The sequence below is a fragment of the Microcystis wesenbergii FACHB-1317 genome, from assembly GCF_014696875.1.
GTDB lineage: Bacteria > Cyanobacteriota > Cyanobacteriia > Cyanobacteriales > Microcystaceae > Microcystis > Microcystis wesenbergii_A.
In genome coordinates this window covers 1-16,642 of record NZ_JACJQV010000209.1, presented here as the reverse complement: position 1 = coordinate 16,642, position 16,642 = coordinate 1, and the positions used below count along the sequence as shown (strand labels likewise).

Sequence of the window (16,642 nt, the reverse complement as noted above, 5' to 3'; positions counted from 1 at the left end):
ACATTAGTTGACTTTCTCTTTTTTGCCGATATTGCCGTCCGCATTAAAAAACATCGGCAAAAAGCGTTCCATAAACATTTGTGGATCACGATTCCAGGCTTTTTGAGCCGCTTCTACCCGGAATAATTGTAATTTCGGGTCGAGAAGGGATTGGGGTAAACGTTCCATCAGATATTGAGGACGTTCCCAAAGCGGCATAGTGGCGGCGATTTCCATTAAATGACCGACGCGGCGCAATTCTGCCCCCAGGGTGATATCCATACCCGATTCATAGGCGGCCTGTTCGATCGCTGAGTATTTGGCCTTAGCTTTTTCGACTTTTTGCCGATGTTCGGGGCTTTTTTGGGCAATTTTGGCTAACCAACGATTGCCCCAACGCACATGACCCGCTTCTTCAGGAAAAATTTTGGCGATCGTTTCCCGAATTTTCAGATTTTCTGGGGTTTGTTCCCCTTCCTTGAGGGCATAGATATGGGCGGCAAAGTATTCGCATCCCCGTTTTTCCGTGACGTTAATTGCCGCTAGGGCTGCAATCAGTCCATCTTCCCTTTGTTCTTCGCCTTGGAATTGATCTTGATCGAGAAGACGTTCAAATTCATCGATATAGGACAACCCCGGCGGTTTCCCCACATCGGCCCCCAATTCGATCAATAAATCGGTTAACCAGTAGGCATGGCGGGCCTCATCGGCGACGTGACGGGAAAGGTCTTGTATCAGTTCTTGCGGTTGTCCGTCTAAGGTTTCGATCAGTTCGGTCAGGTCTTTACAGCTACGTTGTTCGTTGTAGCGGTAACGGTTGAGGGTGACAAGATGAATTTCGCGATCGCTAATGACACGCTTCATGATGTCGCGAGCGCTCATCGTCTTCTTGAATTTACGAGGGTAAGCAACGGTCATGACTTTGTATCGTTTTGTAAACGGCTTTCAGTATTCTAACGGAGTTTTTCCCCAATCTGGCAAGGGAGCGGGAAGCAGGGAGATGGCTTCTCACTCCCCTCTCCTAACAATCGACTGCTAAGATCGAACATAGCGATCGATCTCTCGCTCCCACGATACCTGATAAAACTATCTATGATCATTAAAAATAACCCCTATTATCGGGCTGTAATCGGCTTTTGGGTCGCTTTCCTTGTGTTTTGGGGTTTTGGGAGTTTCTCACCCCTTCTTGCCCAAGCAAAAGAGCAACCAGCCGATGTACAATCGATTACCCCCTACCTTAAGCAATTTCAACAAAAAATTACCGAATTTCGCCTCGACAACGGACTAAAATTCATTATCCTAGAAAATCGCGATGCCCCGGTTATTTCCTTTGTCACCTACGCGGATGTGGGAGGTGCCGATGAACCGGACGGTAAAACAGGAGTTGCCCACTTTTTGGAACATTTAGCCTTTAAAGGCACAAAAACCATCGGTACTAGCGATTATCTTAGCGAGAAAAAAGTCCTCGATCGCCTTGAAGCTATAGACAAAGAACTACAAGCGGCCAAAAAAGCGGGTAAAAGCGCAGAAGTGGCTAAATTAACGGAAGAATTTCAAAAAACTAAGGCAGAGTCCGAGAAATTCGTCCAACGCAACGAATACGGGCAAATCGTCGAAACTCAGGGGGGAGTCGGTTTAAATGCCACCACTTCCAGCGATGCAACTAGCTATTTTTACAGCTTCCCGTCGAATAAATTGGAATTGTGGATGTCTTTGGAATCGGAAAGATTTTTAGAACCGGTGTTCCAACGGGAATTTTACAAAGAAAAAGACGTAATTCTAGAAGAAAGACGGATGCGGACGGATAATAGCCCCTTGGGTCTATTAATCGAAGCTTTTCTCGATCAAGCTTATACTGTCCATCCCTACAAACGTCCCGTTATCGGTTACGATCGAGATATTCGCAATCTGGAACCCTCAGATATCCAAAACTTTTTCGATAAATTTTATCCTGCCAGTAATTTAACCATAGCTATCGCCGGGGATGTGGACCCAGAACAGGTCAAACAGTTAGCTGAGGTTTATTTTGGTCGTTTTCCCGCTAAACCGAAACCCCCACAGGTGAAGGTAGTAGAACCGAACCAAACCAAAACAAAGGAAGTTACCCTAAAATTAGCCTCGCAGCCTTGGTATTTAGAAGGATACCATCGTCCCGCCCTCAATCATCCCGATCATGCGGTTTACGAGGTTATCGCCACTTTAATGAGTGAAGGAAGAACTTCGCGACTGTATAAAGCTTTAGTAGAGGACAAACAACTTGCCCTCGCTGCCCAGGGATTTAACGGCTTTCCGGGGGATAAATACCCGAATTTGCTGTTATTCTATGCTCTCAGCGCTCCTAATGTCAGTCTGGAGGAAGTAGCGCAGGGTTTGAATTTGGAATTGGAAAGATTGAAAAATGAACCAGTTTCGGAACAGGAATTAGAACGGGTTAAAAATCAACTACGGGCAGCCCTATTAAGAGGTCTTGATTCTAACATGGGCATGGCGCGATCCTTGATTGAATACGAGGTAAAAACCGGCGATTGGCGTAATTTATTCGCCCAATTAGATGCTTATAATGCTGTCACGGCAGCTGATATTCAACGGGTGGCTAAAGAGACTTTTACCCCCGAAAATCGCACTATTGGCCGAATTTTACCAAAATAGATAGATGGGGAAATGGGGAAATTTTAAGTAAAACCCTAACACCCTAAAACCCTAACACCGAAAACCCCAACACCCTAAAACCGAAAACCTAAAATAAATATAATCATGAAAAAACGCTTACAATGGCTAGGTTTAATCCTGCTCACCCTGATAGGTGTCCTCGCTTTTCGTTCCCCGGCAATTGCCCAAACCCCGCGACATTTTACCGATTTAACTTTTCCTCCCCTTCCTGAAGTTACAGTTCCCCAATACGAACGTTATCAACTAGATAATGGTATGGTGGTTTATTTAGTGGAGGATCGGAGCTTACCTTTAGTAAGTGGTACGGCGATGATTCGGACGGGAGGAAGATTAGAATCCGGGGAAAAAGTCGGGTTAGCCGATATTACTGGAACCGTGCTGCGTAGTGGTGGCACTGAAAAACATCCTTCTAATGTCTTAAATCAGTTATTAGAACAAAGAGCAGCCCTAGTAGAAACCTCGATCGATCTTAACGCTGGAACTGCTAGTTTTAGCGCTCTTAGTGAAGATTTAGAAACAGTTTTTAATCTCTTTGCTGAGGTTTTACGTTCCCCAGCTTTTGAAAATCAGAGAGTGGAATTAGCCAAAGTTCAGGAAAAAGGAGCAATTGCCCGACGTAATGATGATCCCGATGATATTGCTAGTCGGGAGTTTAAAAAGCTAGTCTATGGTGATAATAGCCCCTACGCTCGTACTGTAGAATATAGCACTTTAGCTAATATTGACCGTCAGGATTTAATCGATTTTTATCGTACCTATGTCCGTCCCGACCAAATAATTTTAGGAATTGTCGGTGATTTTGATTCTCCGTCGATGAAAGCATTAATCAATAAGACTTTTGGCGATTGGAAAAATCCCGCCACTACCCCTAAAATTGTCACCCCTTCGGCAACCCAAAAAAATCTTCAAGGTGTCTTTGTTGTCAATCAACCTCAATTAACCCAGAGTACGGTTTTATTAGGGCATCTTGGGGGTCGTTTGGATAGTCCCGACTATCCCGCTTTAACGGTATTAAATGAGATTTTAAGCGGTTTTGGTGGTCGTTTATTTAATGAAGTGCGTTCCCGTCAAGGATTAGCTTATTCTGTCTATGGTATCTGGAATAGTCGTTATGATTATCCTGGTTTATTTATTGCTGGAGGTCAAACTCGCACCGATGCTACCGTACCTTTTATTAAGGCAATTTTAGGCGAAATCGAGCGACTTCGCAATCAACCCGTTACTGCCAAAGAATTAGAAGATGCTAAAAATTCTATTCTCAATTCTTTTGTTTTTAAGTTTGAGAAACCTGGTCAAAATTTATCGCGATTGATGACCTATGAATACTATGGTTATCCCCAAGATTTTATCTTCCGTTATCAACAAGCGGTAAAAGGGGTGACAATTGCCGATATTCAACGAGTGGCCCAACAATATCTACAACCGAATCAAATTGTGACTCTTGTGGTGGGTAATGAACAGGAAATTCAACCTCCCTTATCCAGTTTGGGAACTACGGTTAAAACTGTTGATGTCACCATCACACAACTATAAATAAATCTAGGTTGGATTGAGCTAAACTAGGTGAAATCCAACCTAGAAAAATAGGACAAATATAGCACGATATATGACTTTACAACTAACCATAAATTATCCTGAAAATTTACCCGACTTTCTTCAAAAAACCCGCGAGGAATTCGAGAGAGAAGCAACCTGGGCTATGGTAGTAAAACTCTTTGAGATGAAACCTAAGTAGGTAGGCGTTAAAAATTATCAGATGCCCCCCTTATTAAGGGGGATCCCCCCGCCTATCGGCACCCCCCTTATCAAGGGGGGCAGGGGGGATCGAACCTAAAATCCATTTTTAATTTAATTATAACCAGCTACTTATTTTATCGGGTATGGCTGCCAATTTATTAGGAGTGGATAGGGTTAATTTTTTATTGAGATTGACCGATTTTGGCGTAGGGATGATTGACTTAACAGAAGAAGAACTATTATCAGACTTTGAAAATGCCTAAAGCTAAATTACAGCCCTTCTCATAAAAAAAAGTATAACCTAATTTGGTATTGACTCCTGACTGCTGACGACCGACTCCCCAAAACGAAAACTTCCTAAGTAGGGAGGCACAATTATTTGTAGGATGGGTTAGCGGTACTGTAAACTATGCGGGCGTTGGGTTTCATGCTTCAACCCAACCTACGTTCATCCTATATTTAATTCCACCCACCTACTTATCTCACCATTGAGATAACTGCTGTAACTATTTTGAGATAACTAAGGCTATCATTGAGGAAAGTTACTGTTGAGACTCCTGATTAGTTTGTTAATTTTTGTGTTAAGTACCTAGACAATTAACCCCTTTAGAGATAGGGTGAGCGTGGCTGAGTTGGCTATTATAGAGTTTTGTAAATAAATATCAAACTCAAGGATTTTTGAAGATGGTATGTCGCTAAACTGAAAGTATAAAGTACAGAGGTAAAAATACTTATGATGCTACTACAAGATGTTGCGAGAACCTCTAGAGAACAAGCATTAATTCTGTGGTTTGAAGAAGTAGACAGCAAAGACGTGGGATTAGTCGGTGGGAAAAACTCCTCCTTAGGCGAAATGATCCAACAATTAACCCCGAAAGGGATTAATGTCCCCACAGGATTCGCCACCACCGCTTACGCTTACCGTCACTTTGTCGAAAAAGCCGGACTAGACGCACAATTAAGACAAATTTTCCAAGATTTAGACGAAAACGATGTGCAGAACCTGCAAGAAAAAGGTAAACAAGCACGCACATTAATCCTCAATACACCGTTCCCCGATGATTTAAGTCATGCGATCGCTATTGCCTATCGCCGACTCTGTGAACGTTATGGCGATGATCTCTATCATTCCATAGATGTGGCCGTTCGCTCAAGCGCCACTGCCGAAGACTTACCAGAAGCGAGTTTTGCCGGACAACAGGAAACCTATCTCAACGTGCAAGGGGTGAGGGGAGTTTTAGAAGCTTGCCATAAATGTTTTGCCTCTTTATTCACCGATCGCGCTATTTCCTACCGTCATCATAACGGTTTCGATCACTTTGCCGTCGCCCTTTCCGTCGGTGTCCAAAAAATGGTGCGTTCAGATCTAGCCACCTCCGGGGTGATGTTTTCCATCGATACGGAAACAGGGTTCAAAAATGCCACTTTAATCACGGCAGCCTACGGTTTAGGGGAAAATGTCGTGCAAGGTGCTGTTAACCCCGACGAATATCTGGTTTTTAAACCCACTCTTAAAAACGGTTACAAACCCATCCTCGAAAAACGCCTCGGCAGTAAAGCGATCAAAATGATCTACGATGATGGAGGATCGCGTTTAACCAAGAATATCCGAGTTAACAAGCTAGAACAGGATCAATTCTGCATTAGTGACCAAGAAATCCTTACTTTAGCCCGTTGGACAGCCCAAATCGAGGAACATTACTCGCAAGTGCGCGGAACCTACACCCCCATGGACATCGAATGGGCAAAAGATGGGATCACGGGAGAACTGTTTATCGTTCAGGCGCGTCCAGAAACCGTACAATCGCAAAAAGCCGCTAATATCCTTAAATCCTACGAGATTAAGCAAAGAAGTCAAGTTTTAGCAGTAGGACGGAGTGTAGGTGCGGCAATCGGTCAAGGAAAAGCCAGAGTTATCCTCAGTGTAGATAAAATTAACAACTTTAAACCGGGAGAAGTTCTCGTCACCAATCGCACGGATCCCGACTGGGAACCGATTATGAAACAAGCAAGCGCGATCGTGACTAATCAGGGTGGTCGTACTTGCCATGCCGCTATTATCGCACGAGAAATGGGCATTCCAGCGATCGTGGGTTGCAATAATGCCACGGAAACGATTAAAACCGGTCAGGAAGTCACCGTTTGCTGTGCGGAAGGGGATGAAGGGAAAGTTTACCTCGGATTGCTACCCTTTGAAATTTGCGAAACTCACCTGGACAATTTGCCGCAAACTCGGACAAAAATCCTCATGAATATCGGTAATCCTGAAAAAGCCTTTGCTTTTGCCGATATTCCTGCCCAAGGTGTCGGTTTAGCGCGTCTAGAGTTTATTATCGCTAACCATATTCAGGCCCACCCCAGTGCCTTGCTGAAATTCCACGAACTGGAAGAAGGAGACGTAAAAGACCAAATCGCCGAATTAACCAAACACTACGAGGATAAACCCCAATTTTTCGTCGATAAATTGGCCCGGGGAATTGCCATGATTGCAGCCGCATTCTACCCCAAAGATGTAATTGTGCGGATGTCCGATTTTAAATCCAATGAATACGCTAATTTATTGGGTGGCAAACCCTTTGAACCCAAGGAAGAAAACCCGATGATCGGTTGGCGCGGCGCTTCCCGTTATACTGATCCTAATTATCGCGAGGCTTTCGCTTTGGAATGTCGGGCGCTGAAAATGGTCCGGGAAGAAATGGGATTAACTAATGTGATTCCGATGATTCCTTTCTGTCGTACCCCCGAAGAAGGGATGAGAGTCCTCGAAGAAATGGCGAAAAATGGTCTCGAACGCGGGGTTAATGGTTTGCAAGTTTATGTGATGTGTGAGTTACCAAGTAATGTAATTCTTGCCGACCAATTTGCTCAGGTGTTTGACGGATTTTCGATCGGTTCTAATGATTTGACCCAATTAACCTTAGGATTAGATCGGGATTCTGCCCTAGTTGCCCATCTTTTTGATGAACGGAATGAGGGAGTTAAACGCATGGTTAAAATGGCCATTGAAACCGCTAAAGCCCATAATCGCAAAATCGGTATCTGTGGTCAAGCCCCCAGTGATTACCCCGAATTTGCTCAATTTTTAGTGGAATTAGGCATCGATTCCATCAGTCTTAATCCTGATTCTGTCCTCAAAACTTTATTGATGGTGGCAGCAGTGGAGAAAGGACAATAGTTTAGTGATAAAGGTGGGCAAGTCCCACCTTTTTTTGTATTGGTATGTTGACAATATTATACTAAATCCGTTGAGTAACGCACAGAAAACGGGTTTCTCGGAGAAACCCGTTTTCTGCTCATGCAAAAGGCAACCCCCCAACCCCCCCGACATCGGGGTAGGGTTGGGGGAAATAAATAATCAGTTTTTAATAACCGGATTTAGTATAAATCCGCACTCAAAGGACTTAGTATGGATTTATATACTGAAAATACCTATAGCCCAATTTATCTCTTAACAAATATTAACTTTAAACTGCGATTAAGAGATAAACTTAGATATTGTCAGGATTAAGGACTAATTCCCTCAGTTTATGGGCTAATCGTTCCGCTCGTTGTTTTTCCTGATTATAGCTAGTGAAAGCTTGTCCATCGGGATAAAAAAGTAACATTTCTGGTTCTCCTAACTGAAAACAAATTCCTAAACGGGGACTAACCCAATTATCGAGAATTTCTAGAATTTCTAGCTGATTTTCCCCTCTTATCCAACCACTGGCATCATTTTTATGGTGATCATAAAGATAATATTCCTCGACCCCATAACGCTGATAAAATAGCTGTTTTTTGGCCATTTCCGTGAGGGTGTTACCCGGAGAGAGGATTTCAAAAACCACCTGGGGACTAATGTTATTTTCTAGCCATTGTCGATAGGAACCTCTTTCCCCTTTTGGTCTCCCAAAAACCACCATGATATCTGGCGCTTGACGCAGTTTATTATCATTTTCCACGGGATACCAAAGTAAATCCCCCGCAACAAAGACATCAGACTGCTGGCGAAATAGCCAGTCTAAATTAGTTTTAATCGTCGTAATCCAACGAAATTGCAGGGTATTATCGGCCATGGGTTGACCATCGCTATCGGGGTAGATAATTTCAGTGACGTTAGTTTTATCTAGTTGCGAAACCATGAGACTAAGTAGGGTTTGCGGCAAAAAGTTTGTTGGTGGGGTTAGGAGTCAGTCGTCAGGATATTTACAACTTTTGCAAGAGAAATCAAGGAGAAAATCAAGGATTTACAATCTCGGTTTCAGAACAGTCCACTGGGTTACGGGAGCCATTGCTTTCCAACCTAAAAACTTGCCGACCGGTTCGGCTTTTTCAATGCCAATTCGCAGCAGTTCCCCTCCTAATTTACTATGCCATTGCAAGAGGACTAATTCACTTTCAATTGTAACAGTGTTAGCAACAAGACGACCCCCAGGGCGCAGGGCTAACCAACAGGTTTCCAATAGGTGGGGTGTGGTGATACCGCCACCAATAAAAATAGCGTCCGGTTGCGGTAAATCTTCTAGGGCGCTCGGTGCGATTCCGGCGACGATTTGCAGGTGAGGCGTTCCCAGGGCGGCGGCATTATCGGCAATGTATTGTAATCTGGTGGGATGATGTTCGATCGCAATCCCCTGGCAACGGCGATCGCTACGCAGCCACTCAATGGCAATGGAACCACAACCTGCCCCCACATCCCAGAGCAATTGTCCGGGTAGGGGAGCCAATCTACTCAGAGTGATAGCACGAACTTCTCTTTTTGTCAACTGTCCGTCATGATGGTAGGCAGAATCCGGCAGTCCTGGAAGGCGCGGCGCCAGGGTGGGGGGATGGGAGGAGATGCAGCTAATGGCGATGACATTTAAATCCGCCAGATCTGTAAACTGCCAATCGTTGGCGATGCCTTGAATGTGGCGTTCCAGGGTTCCCCCTAGATGTTCTAAAACCGTGATGGAACTCTCGCCAAAACCTCCCTCCCTGAGCAGCCGAGCAGCGATCGCAGGAGTCTGGGCATCGGCACTCAGTACCAGCAGTTTAGCGCCGGGATACAGCACCCCATTCAAGCAGGCCGGGGGCCGACCGCACAAACTCAAAGTTTCCACTTCACTCAGGGACCAACCCAAACGACTACAGGCAAGACTGAAGGCAGAAGGAGAGGGAATAATCGTCATTTCCTCAAGGGGAATCTGACGGGTGAGGGTGACACCAATCCCGTAGCACATGGGATCACCACTGGCCAAAACACAGACGGATTGACCACGAAGGCGGATAATCTCGTTCACAGAGTCTTGAATAGGAGAAGTCCAGAGCAGTTTTTGCCGTCGATCCTCTGGGGGTAACATTGCCAGATGACGTTCACCACCGACAATAACTGATGCTAAAGAAAGCAGACTTCGCCCCACTGAACTTAACCCTTCTAAGCCATCTTCACCAATTCCTATGATCGATAGCCATTTCGACTGACAATTGCGATCCGCCATATAAAAAAAAAATCGCTACTGTTTCATTATCTGCCATCAGGCTCTATCCTTCAAACAAGATATAATCGGGTTAGTGCCAAGTTAATTTATCTGAAAAATTATGACCACCACCGCCGATGATGTTTGGAAATTATTAGCCGAATTAGTAGAAGCTCAAAAAGAAACCGAGCGACGCTTTCAAGCAACTGATCGCCAAATTACCAGACTCAGTCAAGAAATTGGTAATCTTGGCGGTAAATGGGGACGTTTTGTCGAAAATATGGTAGCCCCCGCTTGTGAGACTTTATTTTTAAATCGTGATATTCCCGTACATCAAGTTAGTCAAAGAGTCAGAAAACGTCTCGATGGTAAAACCCTAGAAATTGATGTGTTAGTAACTAATGAAAATCATGTGCTAGTAGTGGAAGTCAAAAGTAGTTTAAGTGTAGATGATGTCAAAGAATTAATCAAGAATCTAACAGAATTTAGGCAATTTTTCCCCGAATATAACCACAAACAATTATATGGGGCAGTAGCCGGCATTGAAATCGAAGAAGGAGCAGATAAATATGCCTATCGTCAAGGTTTATTTGTCTTGGCACAAAGGGGGGAAAATGTAGCAATTCTTAACGATACTGAGTTTCAACCGCAAACTTGGTAGGGGGTTTAAAAACAAGATATAATCAGGTTATTGTCAAGTTAATTTATCTGAAAAATTATGACCACCACCGCCGATGACGTTTGGAAATTATTAGCCGAATTGGTAGAAGCTCAAAAAGAGACAGAAAGATGCTTTCAAGAAACCGAGCGACGCTTTCAAGAAACCGAGCGTGTTCTCAAAGAACAATCTTTAGAAACCGAGCGACGCTTTCAAGAAACCGAGCGTGTTCTCAAAGAACAATCTTTAAAAACCGATCGCCAAATTACCAGACTTAGTAAAGAAATTGGTAATCTTGGCGGTAAATGGGGACGTTTTGTCGAAAATATGGTAGCTCCCGCTTGTGAGACTTTATTTTTAAATCGTGATATTCCCGTACATCAAGTTAGTCAAAGAGTCAGAAAACGTCTCGACGGTAAAACCCTAGAAATTGATGTGTTAGTAACTAATGAAAATCATGTGCTAGTAGTGGAAGTCAAAAGTAGTTTAAGTGTAGATGATGTCAAAGAATTAATCAAGAATCTAACAGAATTTAGGCAATTTTTCCCCGAATATAACCACAAACAATTATATGGGGCAGTAGCCGGCATTGAAATCGAAGAAGGAGCGGATAAATATGCTTATCGTCAAGGTTTATTTGTCTTGGCACAAAGGGGGGAAAATGTAGCAATTCTTAACGATACTGAGTTTCAACCAAAAACGTGGTATAATCCTTAAACTTGTCTTTGGGAAAGTCCAGTGCAATTCTGGTACTGTGCCGCAGCTGTAATCAAGTAAAAAGAGTACATCTTCCCTTTTTCCTTGCGAGTCAGAATACCAATTACAAGCTTTTGATCGGTAGTATAGACAACTAATTTTCTAACTACTTCTCTGCGTCGCATGGAGAACAAACAACGGTGAATTGGTTAGTTAAAGCAAATGCTTGTCCCGGTTTATTTTATGGAACTGCTGCCCAGGATGGGTTTTTAATTCGTCTCCGCACCCCCGGTGGATGGCTCAATTCTCCACAGGGAAAAGCGATCGCCACTTGGCTCGAACAATGGCAGACGACAATACAAGTTACCAATCGAGCAAATCTGCAAATTCGCGGACTGCAAAAATCCCCCAGTTTAGAAGAATTTCAAACCCTACAAAAATTAGGGTTAGCTGCCCATAATCCCAGTATCGATCATCTGCGTAATATCATGTCCAGTCCCACGGCTGGAATTGACTGCCAAGAATTGATCGATACTCGTCCATTAGTCCAAGAATTAGATAATTTTATCCAAAATTATCCATCAATTGTCCAACTAAGTCCTAAATTTAGTATCGGGATCGATGGCGGTGGTGCAGTGGGAATTGGCACCGGTTCAACTATGGCTTGGCAACACCGCTATAACGAGATTCAGCTATCGGCAATTACCGTCAATAATCCGACAAATTTAACTTCTATTGTTTGCTTTCGATTAGCCCTCGTAGGAGATAAACAATTCTATGACACGGACTTATTAATTGAGCCAGAAAACTGTTTAGCTGTGGTGAAAGCTCTAGTAAAGGTTTATGTCGATTATGTTCAACAAACCCCCAATATCAAGGGTAAAAAACCTCGGATGAAACACCTACTAAAAGATTGGGGATTGACAAAATATCTCGAACAAGTTAACTCTCAATTACATCGGACTTCTACCGGCATAATACAACGGCAAGAATACCAGCAAGCTGCCCATTCTACTCAACCCTATTTTCATCTGGGAATTCATCCTCAAAAGCAACCCGGATTGTCTTATATTGGTCTATCATTAAGATTAGGACAATTGACGGCTAATCAACTATGGGGATTAGCGGCACTATCAGAAACTTTTGGCAGTGGTCAGTTACGATTAACCCCTTGGCAGACTGTTATATTACCCGATATTCCCGATGAAAAAGTCTCAGAATTGTTGCCAAAACTGGCATCCTTAGGATTATCCGCTTCTCTTGGATGGGATGCGGGGATAGTTGCCTGTAGCGGTAAACCCGGTTGTGCAGCAGCAGCCACTGCAACTCAAATTCATGCTTCTCTCCTGGCAGATTATTTGCAGGAACACTTAACCGGCAATTCTCCTGTTAATATTCATTTGACCGGTTGTGCTAAATCCTGCGCTCAACCGGGTCCAGCCGAAATTACCCTTTTAGGAACTACCATCGAGGAAAATGGCCAAATAATGGAAGCTTATCAAGTCTATGTGGGTGATAGTCAAAAATTATTAGAAACACCCATATTTGAGGGAGAATTTACCAAGATTCCCCCGCTCATAGCCCAAATTTTAAGCTCCCAAAAATCGAAAAATTTAGATGAATAGAATGGAATACATTAAAAATGGTGAGGAAATTTACCGCAAATCTTTTGCTATTATTCGGGCTGAAACTAACTGGAAAAATCTCCCCGATGATTTAGCTCATGTGGCGGTTCGTCTAATTCATTCCTGCGGGATGACAGACATAACAGAAGATTTAGAAGCATCACCGGACGCGGTTAAAATCGGACGAAATGCCCTCGCTGGGGGTGCAGCAATTCTCTGTGATTCTCAAATGGTCGCTAATGGCATTACCAAAGCCCGTTTACCTAAAAATAATCCGATTATTTGTACCCTCAATCATTCAGAAGTGAGCGAGTTAGCACGGCAAATTAATAATACCCGCTCCGCTGCCGCTTTAGAACTTTGGCGACCTCATTTAGCTGGAGCAGTGGTAGCCATTGGTAATGCACCAACCGCACTTTTTCACCTACTAGAATTGCTCGATCAAAATGTAGATAAACCAGCTTTGATTTTAGGCTTTCCCGTGGGATTTGTAGGAGCGGCAGAGTCGAAATTAGAATTAGCAACTAATAGTCGTGGTGTGCCATTTATTACCCTGCACGGACGTAGGGGAGGCAGCGCAATCGCAGCAGCGGCAGTCAATGCTTTAGCAAAAGAGAACGAATTATGAATAAATTAGGCAAACTTTATGGATTAGGAATCGGGCCCGGTGATCCCGAATTGTTGACGCTAAAAGCACACCGGATTCTCACAACTGTTCCAGTAATTGCCTATCCTACCTTAGAAAGTGGCAAAGTTTTGGCACGGGCAATTGTCTCGGATTTTATCCGTCCCGAGCAGATAGAAATTCCCATGCCTTTGCCTTTTAGTGTCGAGCGCAGTTCTCAACCTCATTATGATCTTGCCGCCGAAAATATCGCCGAACAGTTAAACTTAGGTCGAGATGTGGCGGTGCTATGTGTGGGCGATCCGATGTTGTATGGCACATTTATGTATATCTTTAATCGCTTGTGCGATCGCTTTTCCATTGAAGTCGTACCCGGTATTTCTTCAGTGATGGCAAGTGCAGCAATGCTGGGTGTACCTATCACTTATCGAAATGACGTATTTAGCATCATGCCGGCTACTTTAGAGGCAGAAATATTGCGGGATCGCCTAGCCTTTATCGATGCAGCAGCCATTATTAAATTAGGCAGACATTTCGCTAAAGTTCGCGATATTCTCCAGGAATTAGGATTATTAGAACGCGCCCTCTACATCGAACGAGCAACCCTACCCAATCAGCAAATTATTCCGATTACCGAAATCGATCCAGAGGCTGTCACCTACTGGTCATTAATTCTGATTCCTAGTAAAACTAAACCCCAATAACTCTATAGAGACAATTAAAAATTAAATCAATCTATAATGAAATCAATGCTGTTTTGTTCCCAAAGACTGCCCCCATGACTTCTTCCCTGGCTAAATCCTTAAATTCTCAGGCTGTAAAGACTCAACATTTACCCCCTTTAGAAAATGGCGATCGCTTAATTCGTCCCGAATTCGAGCGCCGTTATCAAGCTATGCCCGGATTAAAAAAAGCCGAACTGATCGAAGGAGTTGTGTATATGGCATCCCCATTACGGTTTAAATTTCATGCTGAACCCCACGGACGTTTAATCACTTGGTTGGGAGTTTATCAAGCTGCTACACCCCAAGTACAAATGGGTATTGAGCCAACCGTTCGCTTGGATATCGACAACGAACTACAGCCGGATGGGGTGTTATTAATCAGTCAAGAAAGCGGGGGTAAATCAACCCTAAGTGCAGAGGGATACCTAGAAGGATCGCCGGAATTGGTAGTAGAAATTGCCGCTAGTAGTGCCGCCATAGATTTAGGGGATAAAAAACGTGCTTATCGACGCAGTGGTATTCAAGAATACCTTGTTTGGCAGGTATTTGACCAAAAAATTGATTGGTTTAGTTTACAAGATGGTGATTATATTTCTTTGTTACCCAACCAAGAAGGGGTGATTTGCTCTCTAGTATTTCCGGGTTTGTGGTTAGATGTTTCAGCCATGCTCAACGGCAATATGTCACGGGTGTTAGACAGCTTAAAGGCTGGAATTAACTCGGTAGAACATCAAGAATTTATCCAAAAGTTAACCGCAGCGCAGTCGGGGGAAACAAAATGAAACCTCCAGCTATTCTCATTTTAGGAGAAACCAGTATCCCCGTTGCCCGTCAAGTGCAAATAGCCCTACCGGAAGCAGTGGTTTATGGGTTAATAGATCGTACCCAGTCGGCTGATTTTACCTATAGTAATTTTGGCGAAACGGTGCGAGAATTTTTCCAGACGGGAACGCCAATTATTGGCATTTGTGCGGCGGGTATTTTGATTCGCACTTTAGCACCTTTATTAACTAATAAATGGCAAGAACCACCTGTATTAGCAATTGCAGAAGATGGTAGTGCCGTAGTGCCTTTGTTGGGGGGTTTACAGGGGGTTAACGATCTCGCTCGTCAAATTGCCTCGGTTTGGCAAATTTCCCCCGCAATTACCACCACTGGTGATATTAGATTTAAAACGACCTTATTATCGCCACCACCGGGTTATCAGTTAGTTAATCCCGATGATGCTAAGAAGTTTCTGTCCGATTTATTAGCTGGTGAAAAAGTAAAATTAATCGGTGAAGCGGACTGGTTAAAAAATAGTAATTTACCGATTTCATCAGCAGCAAAACTGAGCATTGAGATTATCGATAAAAATAACTTAAACTTAGCAAAACCTAGCAGTAACTGTTTAGTTTATCTCTGTGAGGAAAGCCAGCCAATTAAGGAAAAATCTGGTTTACTACCAGGGGATTTGGCCCAGGAAAGTCAAGGTAAATTAGCCATAGTCGGAACCGGACCGGGTGCGCTAAATTGGATGTCGCCAGAAGTTCGAGAAGTATTGGAAAAAGCCACGGATTGGGTGGGTTATAAAACTTATTTGGATTTGGTAGAATCCCTGAGAAAACCAGCAATTGTCCGCCATGAATCGGATAATCGGGTGGAACTAGATCGCGCGGAAATGGCCCTAGATTTAGCAGCTAAGGGGCGATCGGTTGTCTTAGTTTCCTCCGGAGATCCCGGCATTTATGCCATGGCCGCAGCTGTGTTTGAGGTATTAGAAAAAAAAGCCAAACCGGCATGGCAGCAGGTGGCCATTCAGGTCTGTCCGGGGATTTCGGCCATGCAGGCGGCGGCTGCCAGGGTTGGCGCACCTTTAGGCCATGATTTTTGTGCAATTTCCCTATCGGATCTTCTCAAATCTTGGCAGGTGATTTCTCAGCGCATTGAGTTTGCAGCCCGGGCAGATTTAGCGATCGCATTTTATAATCCTGTGTCTCAAGAGCGCACTTGGCAATTGGAGAAGGCAAAAGAGATTTTATTACAATGGCGATCGCCGCAAACTCCTGTGGTATTAGCGCGTAATTTAGGACGAAAAGGGGAAACAGTGACGGTGAAATTCCTAGAGGATATGACTATTAACGATGCGGATATGCGGACTATAATTTTGATCGGATCGAGTAAAACTCGCCTGATTGAGCAAGGTAAAACCAAGCAATGGGTTTATACTCCACGTCACTATTAGGTGATAGGACAAAATTAATTTCTTGGTTGGAATAGGCACTCTTGCAAGAGGTAGTGTACCGCGTTGCAAGGATGTCCCTTGTAATGCGGGGAAGGGAGGGAGACGCTGACTTTTCCCATTGCCAGGTGGAACCTTGGCACGAGACAAGAGAATAGACCTCCTGCAAAAATAGGAACTGATTATGTAAAATAAAGTAAAACACTCAGAAAAACAATGACTTACGAAAAAGTAAAAAATTTGAATCCAGAAGAGTTTAAACGCTTTT

The 16,642-nt window shown here is 43.6% G+C and carries 15 protein-coding genes and 1 riboswitch; of the genes, 12 read left to right on the top strand and 3 right to left on the bottom strand.

The genetic code is table 11. From position 1 onward, the window contains the following. Positions 1-3: 3 nt before the first annotated feature. Entirely contained in the window at positions 4-897 is an 894-nt protein-coding gene (locus H6F92_RS22125; protein WP_190359505.1) for a ferritin-like domain-containing protein, read from the bottom strand. 174 nt (positions 898-1,071) lie between these two features. Between H6F92_RS22125 and H6F92_RS22120 the strand changes: the two genes are divergently transcribed. The 5 genes from H6F92_RS22120 to ppsA all read left to right on the top strand — a co-directional run bounded on the left by H6F92_RS22120 (position 1,072) and on the right by ppsA (position 7,561). After that, positions 1,072-2,628 (top strand): M16 family metallopeptidase, encoded by a 1,557-nt coding sequence (locus tag H6F92_RS22120; protein WP_190359504.1) that lies wholly within the window; start codon positions 1,072-1,074, stop codon positions 2,626-2,628. Positions 2,629-2,733: 105 nt separating this feature from the next. Continuing rightward, the gene (locus H6F92_RS22115; protein WP_190359503.1) at positions 2,734-4,182 is read left to right on the top strand and encodes a M16 family metallopeptidase; all 1,449 of its coding nucleotides are present in this window, start codon (positions 2,734-2,736) and stop codon (positions 4,180-4,182) included. A gap of 73 nt (positions 4,183-4,255) precedes the next feature. Then, positions 4,256-4,384: a hypothetical protein gene (locus H6F92_RS22110; RefSeq protein ID WP_004162043.1), complete on the top strand. Its 129-nt coding sequence runs from the start codon at positions 4,256-4,258 to the stop codon at positions 4,382-4,384. 145 nt (positions 4,385-4,529) lie between these two features. Continuing rightward, positions 4,530-4,649, top strand: coding sequence for a UPF0175 family protein (locus H6F92_RS22105; protein ID WP_242030237.1), 120 nt, complete (start codon positions 4,530-4,532; stop codon positions 4,647-4,649). Between the two features lie 470 nt (positions 4,650-5,119). After that, positions 5,120-7,561, top strand: coding sequence for a phosphoenolpyruvate synthase (gene ppsA / locus H6F92_RS22100; protein ID WP_190359502.1), 2,442 nt, complete (start codon positions 5,120-5,122; stop codon positions 7,559-7,561). Positions 7,562-7,874: 313 nt separating this feature from the next. Here the strand turns inward: ppsA and H6F92_RS22095 are convergent, their stop codons facing one another. Next, positions 7,875-8,507, bottom strand: coding sequence for a Uma2 family endonuclease (locus H6F92_RS22095; protein WP_190359501.1), 633 nt, complete (start codon positions 8,505-8,507; stop codon positions 7,875-7,877). Positions 8,508-8,612: 105 nt separating this feature from the next. Beyond that, on the bottom strand, positions 8,613-9,845 hold the full coding sequence (gene cbiE / locus H6F92_RS22090; RefSeq protein ID WP_190359500.1) for a precorrin-6y C5,15-methyltransferase (decarboxylating) subunit CbiE: 1,233 nt from the start codon (positions 9,843-9,845) through the stop codon (positions 8,613-8,615). A 100-nt stretch (positions 9,846-9,945) separates the two neighbouring features. On the opposite strand from cbiE, the gene H6F92_RS22085 reads away from it, so the two are divergent. From H6F92_RS22085 to cobJ, 7 genes are all read left to right on the top strand, one after another. After that, positions 9,946-10,485 carry a DUF3782 domain-containing protein gene (locus H6F92_RS22085; protein WP_190359499.1) on the top strand — a complete coding sequence of 180 codons (540 nt, stop codon included), beginning with the start codon at positions 9,946-9,948 and terminating at the stop codon, positions 10,483-10,485. A 57-nt stretch (positions 10,486-10,542) separates the two neighbouring features. Further along, on the top strand, positions 10,543-11,199 hold the full coding sequence (locus H6F92_RS22080) for a DUF3782 domain-containing protein (RefSeq protein WP_190359498.1): 657 nt from the start codon (positions 10,543-10,545) through the stop codon (positions 11,197-11,199). Beyond that, positions 11,170-11,321, top strand: a riboswitch (cobalamin riboswitch). It overlaps the preceding gene by 30 nt. A 57-nt stretch (positions 11,322-11,378) precedes the next feature. Then, the gene (gene cobG / locus H6F92_RS22075) at positions 11,379-12,803 is read left to right on the top strand and encodes a precorrin-3B synthase (RefSeq protein WP_190359497.1); all 1,425 of its coding nucleotides are present in this window, start codon (positions 11,379-11,381) and stop codon (positions 12,801-12,803) included. A 1-nt stretch (position 12,804) separates the two neighbouring features. Next, positions 12,805-13,431 carry a precorrin-8X methylmutase gene (locus tag H6F92_RS22070; protein WP_190359513.1) on the top strand — a complete coding sequence of 209 codons (627 nt, stop codon included), beginning with the start codon at positions 12,805-12,807 and terminating at the stop codon, positions 13,429-13,431. Beyond that, entirely contained in the window at positions 13,428-14,132 is a 705-nt protein-coding gene (gene cobI, locus H6F92_RS22065) for a precorrin-2 C(20)-methyltransferase (RefSeq protein WP_190359496.1), read from the top strand. Before H6F92_RS22070 ends, cobI begins: the two co-directional genes overlap by 4 nt. A gap of 74 nt (positions 14,133-14,206) precedes the next feature. Next, positions 14,207-14,935, top strand: coding sequence for a Uma2 family endonuclease (locus H6F92_RS22060; protein ID WP_190359495.1), 729 nt, complete (start codon positions 14,207-14,209; stop codon positions 14,933-14,935). Beyond that, entirely contained in the window at positions 14,932-16,377 is a 1,446-nt protein-coding gene (gene cobJ / locus H6F92_RS22055; RefSeq protein ID WP_190359494.1) for a precorrin-3B C(17)-methyltransferase, read from the top strand. The genes H6F92_RS22060 and cobJ overlap by 4 nt, the downstream gene beginning before the upstream one ends. Positions 16,378-16,642: the final 265 nt, after the last annotated feature.

Bases quoted from the DNA above. Each gene is read 5' to 3' on its own strand.
- H6F92_RS22125 (WP_190359505.1), bottom strand. From the start codon at position 897: ATGACCGTTGCTTACCCTCGTAAATTCAAGAAGACGATGAGCGCTCGC.
- H6F92_RS22120 (WP_190359504.1), top strand. From the start codon at position 1,072: ATGATCATTAAAAATAACCCCTATTATCGGGCTGTAATCGGCTTTTGG.
- H6F92_RS22115 (WP_190359503.1), top strand. From the start codon at position 2,734: ATGAAAAAACGCTTACAATGGCTAGGTTTAATCCTGCTCACCCTGATA.
- H6F92_RS22110 (WP_004162043.1), top strand. From the start codon at position 4,256: ATGACTTTACAACTAACCATAAATTATCCTGAAAATTTACCCGACTTT.
- H6F92_RS22105 (WP_242030237.1), top strand. From the start codon at position 4,530: ATGGCTGCCAATTTATTAGGAGTGGATAGGGTTAATTTTTTATTGAGA.
- ppsA (WP_190359502.1), top strand. From the start codon at position 5,120: ATGATGCTACTACAAGATGTTGCGAGAACCTCTAGAGAACAAGCATTA.
- H6F92_RS22095 (WP_190359501.1), bottom strand. From the start codon at position 8,507: ATGGTTTCGCAACTAGATAAAACTAACGTCACTGAAATTATCTACCCC.
- cbiE (WP_190359500.1), bottom strand. From the start codon at position 9,845: ATGGCGGATCGCAATTGTCAGTCGAAATGGCTATCGATCATAGGAATT.
- H6F92_RS22085 (WP_190359499.1), top strand. From the start codon at position 9,946: ATGACCACCACCGCCGATGATGTTTGGAAATTATTAGCCGAATTAGTA.
- H6F92_RS22080 (WP_190359498.1), top strand. From the start codon at position 10,543: ATGACCACCACCGCCGATGACGTTTGGAAATTATTAGCCGAATTGGTA.
- H6F92_RS22070 (WP_190359513.1), top strand. From the start codon at position 12,805: ATGGAATACATTAAAAATGGTGAGGAAATTTACCGCAAATCTTTTGCT.
- cobI (WP_190359496.1), top strand. From the start codon at position 13,428: ATGAATAAATTAGGCAAACTTTATGGATTAGGAATCGGGCCCGGTGAT.
- H6F92_RS22060 (WP_190359495.1), top strand. From the start codon at position 14,207: ATGACTTCTTCCCTGGCTAAATCCTTAAATTCTCAGGCTGTAAAGACT.
- cobJ (WP_190359494.1), top strand. From the start codon at position 14,932: ATGAAACCTCCAGCTATTCTCATTTTAGGAGAAACCAGTATCCCCGTT.